The following is a 3,133-nucleotide window of genomic DNA, read 5'->3' as shown; positions in this document are numbered from 1 at the left end:
TTTTCGGGTTGTATGGTTAAGTGACTAAGCGTACACGGTGGATGCCTTGGCAGTTGGAGGCGATGAAGGACGTACTAACTTGCGATAAGCCTAGTTGAGCTAGTAAGAAGCACTTGAGACTAGGATTTCCGAATGGGGAAACCCAGTGGATTTATCCACTATCTTTAACTGAATACATAGGTTAAAGAGGCGAACGAGGGGAACTGAAACATCTAAGTACCCTTAGGAAAAGAAATCAACCGAGATTCCGTAAGTAGCGGCGAGCGAACGCGGATTAGCCCTTAAGTTTGATAAGATGCAGTGGAACACTCTGGAAAGTGTGGCGATAGAGGGTGACAGCCCCGTACACGAAGTGTGTTATCAAATGAAATCGAGTAGGTCGGGACACGTGTTATCTTGACTGAATATGGGGGGACCATCCTCCAAGGCTAAATACTCCCAACTGACCGATAGTGAACCAGTACCGTGAGGGAAAGGCGAAAAGAACCCCTGTGAGGGGAGTGAAATAGAACCTGAAACCGTGTACGTACAAGCAGTAGGAGCACCTTCGTGGTGTGACTGCGTACCTTTTGTATAATGGGTCAGCGACTTACATTTTGTGGCGAGGTTAACCGAATAGGGTAGCCGTAGGGAAACCGAGTCTTAACTGGGCGTCCAGTCGCAAGGTGTAGACCCGAAACCGGGCGATCTAGCCATGGGCAGGTTGAAGGTTGAGTAACATCAACTGGAGGACCGAACTCACTAATGTTGAAAAATTAGGAGATGACCTGTGGCTCGGAGTGAAAGGCTAATCAAGCCCGGAGATAGCTGGTTCTCCCCGAAATCTATTTAGGTAGAGCCTTGGACGAATACCATTGGGGGTAGAGCACTGTTTGGGCTAGGGGGTCATCCCGACTTACCAACCCCATGCAAACTCCGAATACCAATGAGTACTATCCAGGAGACACACGGCGGGTGCTAACGTTCGTCGTGGAGAGGGAAACAACCCAGACCGCCAGCTAAGGTCCCCAAGTTATGGTTCAGTGGGAAACGATGTGGGAAGGCATAGACAGCTAGGAGGTTGGCTTAGAAGCAGCCATCCTTTAAAGAAAGCGTAATAGCTCACTAGTCGAGTCGGCCTGCGCGGAAGATGTAACGGGGCTAAACCATACACCGAAGCTGCGGCAGTAGTTTTACTACTGGGTAGGGGAGCGTTGTGTAAGCTGTTGAAGGTGTGTCGAGAGGCATGCTGGAGGTATCACAAGTGCGAATGCTGACATGAGTAACGATAATGGGGGTGAAAAACCCCCACGCCGGAAGACCAAGGGTTCCTATCCCATGCTAATCAGGGTAGGGTAAGTCGGCCCCTAAGGCGAGGCTGAAAAGCGTAGTCGATGGGAAACGGGTTAATATTCCCGTACCGATGTATATTGCGATGGGGAGACGGAGAAGGCTAGGTAAGCGCGGCGTTGGTTGTCCGCGTGAAAGTGAGTAGGTTGAGAGTTTAGGCAAATCCGGACTCTTAAGACTGAGACACGAGACGAGACTCTACGGAGTCGAAGTTATTGATGCCCTGCTTCCAGGAAAATCCTCTAAGCTTCAGATATGCACGACCGTACCCGAAACCGACACAGGTGGTCAGGTAGAGAATACTAAGGCGCTTGAGAGAACTCGGGTGAAGGAACTAGGCAAAATAGTACCGTAACTTCGGGAGAAGGTACGCCGCTGTTGGTGATGAGCTTTACGCTCTAAGCTGATAGCGGTCGCAGTGACCAGGTGGCTGGGACTGTTTATTAAAAACACAGCACTCTGCAAACTCGAAAGAGGACGTATAGGGTGTGACACCTGCCCGGTGCCGGAAGGTTAATTGATGGGGTTAGCGTAAGCGAAGCTCTTGATCGAAGCCCCGGTAAACGGCGGCCGTAACTATAACGGTCCTAAGGTAGCGAAATTCCTTGTCGGGTAAGTTCCGACCTGCACGAATGGTGTAACCATGGCCACGCTGTCTCCACCCGAGACTCAGTGAAATTGAAATCGCTGTGAAGATGCAGTGTACCCGCGGCTAGACGGAAAGACCCCGTGAACCTTTACTACAGCTTGGCACTGAACATTGAACCTACATGTGTAGGATAGGTGGGAGGCTTTGAAGCATTGTCGCTAGATGATGTGGAGCCGCCCTTGAAATACCACCCTTGTATGTTTGATGTTCTAACTTAGTCCCCTTATCGGGGATGAGGACAGTGTCTGGTGGGTAGTTTGACTGGGGCGGTCTCCTCCCAAAGAGTAACGGAGGAGCACGAAGGTTGGCTAAGTACGGTCGGACATCGTACGGTTAGTGCAAAGGCATAAGCCAGCTTAACTGCGAGACAGACACGTCGAGCAGGTGCGAAAGCAGGTCTTAGTGATCCGGTGGTTCTGAATGGAAGGGCCATCGCTCAACGGATAAAAGGTACTCCGGGGATAACAGGCTGATACCGCCCAAGAGTTCATATCGACGGCGGTGTTTGGCACCTCGATGTCGGCTCATCACATCCTGGGGCTGAAGTCGGTCCCAAGGGTATGGCTGTTCGCCATTTAAAGTGGTACGCGAGCTGGGTTTAGAACGTCGTGAGACAGTTCGGTCCCTATCTGCCGTGGGCGTTTGAGAATTGAGAGGGGTTGCTCCTAGTACGAGAGGACCGGAGTGAACGAACCGCTGGTGTTCGGGTTGTCATGCCAATGGCACTGCCCGGTAGCTACGTTCGGAATCGATAACCGCTGAAAGCATCTAAGCGGGAAGCGAGCCTCGAGATGAGTTCTCACAGGACTTTAAGTCCCTGAAGGGTTGTTTAAGACTAAGACGTTGATAGGCAGGGTGTGGAAGCGCTGTAAGGCGTTGAGCTAACCTGTACTAATTGCCCGTGCGGCTTAACCATACAACACCGAAGCGGTGTTGGATGTGAACGACACAGAAAACGACACTAGATAGAGTGTGTTATACCGGCTCAGATAGAGTTTAAAGTATTTATCAGCGCAGTCCGAATTATACAGAATATGTCTGGCGGCCATAGCGACGTGGAACCACCTGAATCCATTCCGAACTCAGAAGTGAAACATGTCAGCGCCGATGGTAGTGTGGGGATTCCCCATGTGAGAGTAGGTCACCGCCAGGCTT

General features: G+C 51.0%; 2 rRNA genes. Both read left to right on the top strand.

Features of this window, described 5'->3' with window-relative positions:
- The first annotated feature begins 14 nt into the window (after nucleotides 1-14).
- Nucleotides 15-2,894 (top strand): 23S ribosomal RNA (locus DQX04_RS12300).
- Between the two features lie 121 nt (nucleotides 2,895-3,015).
- Nucleotides 3,016-3,131: ribosomal RNA gene (gene rrf / locus DQX04_RS12295) — 5S ribosomal RNA — on the top strand.
- Nucleotides 3,132-3,133: the final 2 nt, after the last annotated feature.

Origin of the sequence: Aliidiomarina sp. B3213 (assembly GCF_003290085.1) — a bacterium.
In the GTDB taxonomy this organism is placed as follows: Bacteria; Pseudomonadota; Gammaproteobacteria; order Enterobacterales; family Alteromonadaceae; genus Aliidiomarina.
Note: the sequence above shows the minus strand (reverse complement) of the source record. Positions and strands in the feature narration are given on the sequence as shown.